This window comes from Moorena sp. SIO3I6 (assembly GCF_010672095.1).
In genome coordinates this window covers 1-3,542 of sequence record NZ_JAAHHU010000435.1, presented here as the reverse complement: position 1 = coordinate 3,542, position 3,542 = coordinate 1, and the positions used below count along the sequence as shown (strand labels likewise).

4 protein-coding genes are annotated in these 3,542 nt (G+C 42.3%); 1 reads left to right on the top strand and 3 read right to left on the bottom strand.

Annotation, left to right across the window (positions count from 1 at the left end; all coding sequences use genetic code 11):
- Positions 1 to 202, bottom strand: a 202-nt coding sequence (locus tag F6K49_RS37460; RefSeq protein WP_293105157.1) for a hypothetical protein, incomplete at its 3' end; no start/stop codon positions are given.
- A gap of 651 nt (positions 203 to 853) precedes the next feature.
- Positions 854 to 1,051 carry a hypothetical protein gene (locus tag F6K49_RS37455; RefSeq protein ID WP_293105154.1) on the bottom strand — a complete coding sequence of 66 codons (198 nt, stop codon included), beginning with the start codon at positions 1,049 to 1,051 and terminating at the stop codon, positions 854 to 856.
- A gap of 1,334 nt (positions 1,052 to 2,385) precedes the next feature.
- Between F6K49_RS37455 and F6K49_RS37450 the strand changes: the two genes are divergently transcribed.
- Positions 2,386 to 2,658 (top strand): hypothetical protein, encoded by a 273-nt coding sequence (locus F6K49_RS37450; protein ID WP_075897574.1) that lies wholly within the window; start codon positions 2,386 to 2,388, stop codon positions 2,656 to 2,658.
- A gap of 67 nt (positions 2,659 to 2,725) precedes the next feature.
- Here F6K49_RS37450 and lexA read toward each other — a convergent pair whose 3' ends face one another.
- A complete protein-coding gene (gene lexA / locus F6K49_RS37445; RefSeq protein ID WP_293105149.1) occupies positions 2,726 to 3,358 on the bottom strand; it encodes a transcriptional repressor LexA in 633 nt (210 codons plus the stop codon).
- Positions 3,359 to 3,542: the final 184 nt, after the last annotated feature.

Sequence of the window (3,542 nt, the reverse complement as noted above, 5' to 3'; positions counted from 1 at the left end):
TCATCACCTCATCAGGCTTCCCGGTAGGCTCGGGAGTGCTCCACTCGTTGGGATAGGCGTATTTAAGGCCATAAAGGGCAATAATTGTCTTCCAAACTTTTTCAGGAGAACCGATCAAGATCAGCTTGACTTTCTTAGGTTTGCGACCAGGGTTTTCTGGGGTGTTATTGTCATCGGAGTTAGGCGGAATGTTCTTGGTCATGAATCGTGACTTCTGTAAATAGCTTATATTATTAATATATTTATAAATTAATAATATGTCAAGAGATTTAGAATTTTTTTTATTACTAAATATGGATAATGTGGAGAGTAAAATAAATCCTATGGCAGTGCTTGATAGCAATTTTAAAGCTTGTAGTAAATTAAATCGGCACTGCCCACCAACAGAAAATCAATTGTAAAATAGAGTAAAATAAATCCTATGGCAGTGCTTGATAGCAATTTTAAAGCTTGTAGTAAGTTAAAATGAATCCTAGGGTGGGCAGTGCTTCCTATAAAGTTTTAAGCTTGTAGTAGATTAAATCGGCACTGCCCACCAACAGAAAATTAATTGTAAAATAGAGTCAAATTAATCGTAAGTTAAAATAAATCGTAGGGTGGGCAGTGCTTCCTAGAAAACTTTAAGCTTGTAGTAAATTAAATCGGCACTGCCCACCAACAGAAAATTAATTGTAAAATAGATTAAAATGAATCCTAGGGTGGGCAGTAATCATACTAATTTCAAAGTTTACTATCGGGATTCTACTTACTGCCCACCCTACATCAACTTGTAGTAGATTGAATCGGCACTGCCCACCAACAGCAAATTAATTGTAAAATAGATTAAAATGAATCGTAGGGTGGGCAATGCTTCCTAGAAAATTTTAAGCTTGTAGTAGATTGAATCGGCACTGCCCACTAACAGAAAATCAATTGTAAAATAGAGTAAAATAAATCGTAGGGTGGGCAGTGCTGGGAGCATGTCACAAATGCCGAACATTTGTACTAAATCTATAGTCCCCTCATGGGTTTTAGCACGCTCTGATAGTACATAGTTCATCTGTTCTGCCACTTTAATCTACTCCCAATTTGATCGGAACTTGGAAGACACAGGGATTCTAGTATTTGTAAGGCATGGGTTTTACCTTTTACTGTAATGAATTTCAATCAATACATTTATAGAATGATCTAACCCGGCTTGGCAGTACCCTTGAGGGTACCTTTTCAGCAGCTGGTCATTGTCAGCCATGCTTTGCGCGAGTGGTTTGAATTTACCGTAAGACAGGCTCGCCTTAATCAATAAGTTTTACCCCTTTTCTGCATAGCCTACCAACCATAAAGGCTCAACGTAATCAGGTTTGGTCTCCGGGGGGAACCCCCGCATGAAGGCTTAGGTGCGCTTTCCGTAGGCGAATTAAATTCGCCACGGGTCGCACCTCTGCATCGCTATGATGGCATAACCTTCAGGGGTGACAACCAGGCTAAAAATGGCTTGGGGTAAGCTTTTCAGCCATGCTATCCAAAAAAAGATTGGGTCGATTGACAGGTTGATTAACGCCCCTATTTGCGATGGCCAAGTCTAGAAACCTAATTTTTTCGTTGGTCAAGTTTAATTGCTATGGGGTACGCTGGGGACATCTTATCAAAGGTAATCCAACTGAAACCCTTGCCAAACAGAGCTTACAGGCTAATTTTAACCCCCTCAGTGGCATAACTTAGCCGTGATTATCGGTTAAGGTCGAAATTAAAAGGGAGCATTTCACTTATGCAGAGCATTTGTAGTAAAGCTATAGCCCCCTCATGGGTTTTAGCTTGCTCTGATAGTATATAGTTCATCTGTTCTGCGACTTTGACCTGCTCCCGGCAGTGCTTGATAGCAATTTTCAAGATTTTAGTCAGTGAAATCGGCACTGCCCACCAACAGAAAATCAATTGTAAAATAGAGTAAAATAAATCGTAGGGTGGGCAGTGCTTCCTAGAAATTTTCAAGATTGTAGTAAATTAAATCGGCACTGCCCACCAACAGGAAATTAATTGTAAAATAGGGTATGAATTGTAAGGTGGGCAGTAATCATACCAATTCCAAAGCTTACCATCGGGATTCTATTTACTGCCCACCCTACATCAACTACTCATGATGGTGCGTTACGGGGCGGGTTGTTTCAACCAGAAACGAAGAGGCGCAAAATCATGGCTAGCCCGCCCCTAACGCACCCTACGCAACTGTTCCCCTAGTTTCACGATTATTTGTGAAGCAGTGAAGCAATAATCACGATATTTTATTCGAGCTTCACCCATAGTAAAGACCGTGAAATAAGTGAACTTTGATCCACAAATGCTTACTGTTAGTTTTGAGAGCCTATAGTTGGAGATAAGAGCGTTACTCAACTAAAGGCTGAATAGATTATGTCTCAAGCAAACAAAGAATTTGACCCAGAAACCCGCTTCTTGAACGAGCGCATTCGTCAAGCCAAGCTTTCCTTTAACTTGCTTGTCGGAGCTACAATTCTAAGCGGGATTGTGGGTCTAATCGGCGCAGGATTATTAATTTTTAAACAGTCACCTGAAGGAGCAGTGACTACGGCGGTGGGATTAGCATCGAATATTGCTTTTGTTAAGCTAGCTAAAGATGCTAATGATAGGTTGGATGAAGCGATTGAAGATGAGGATGAAGAGTAATAACTAGTAATTATAGCCGATGGGAATAGGAAACTCTGTTCCCTATTCCGGACAACTGTTGGAAAGTCTAATGTATCGCTGCGGGTGTTAAATTCTGCTGATATCCCCGCCAGACACCGACTAATACTCCTTGAACCTGGACATGTTTTGCCATCACTTCTATGGGATGGTACTTAGCATTAGAGGGTTTAAGAGTAACTTTGTGACCCTTACGATAGAAACGTTTCAAGGTAGTACCATGTCCATCCACCCGTGCCGCTACAATTAAACCATTCTTGATGTCATCGGGATCAGGCACTGGTCGCATAATCACCACATCCCCTTCTGTAATTAAGTCTTCGATCATGCTGTCTCCAGTAACCCGCAGAGCAAAGTTACCTGGTTGCTGGAAGAAGCCAGATATATCCAACTCTTCAACTGTGTCGGTGAAGGGTTCCACTAGACCCCCGGCTGCGATCGCTCCTAAAACAGGTACTCCCAAATTACAATGCCGCAGCAGCCTAATCGTCCGGGCTTTTCCTTCCGTCCAATCAATGTATCCCTTGCTACGCAAATGTTCCAGCCTACTCTGAATCGGTGCTGGTGAGCGCAAGTTCATTGCTCTCATCATTTGCCGGATCGAAGGGGCATGGTGTGACACCCGAATATAATTAACCAGCCAATCGTACAGTTCTTGTTGGGCAGATGTGAGGTTTTCCATAAGACTCTGGACAAAAAATGGTCGTTCTTTGTGATTGCTCTATAGAACATTGGTACTATCAACTCTTGTGATTTGTCCAGAGTATTGTTCGGGGGTAGAGGGTGGGGAGATGGGGAGATGGGGGGATGGGGAGATGAGGAGATGGGGAGATGGGGAGATGGGGAGATCTAACAGGGGTAGGTTT

What these genes read in the sequence shown, in the direction of transcription:
- lexA (WP_293105149.1), bottom strand. Translation starts at nt 3,358, where the DNA reads ATGGAAAACCTCACATCTGCCCAACAAGAACTGTACGATTGGCTGGTT.
- F6K49_RS37450 (WP_075897574.1), top strand. Translation starts at nt 2,386, where the DNA reads ATGTCTCAAGCAAACAAAGAATTTGACCCAGAAACCCGCTTCTTGAAC.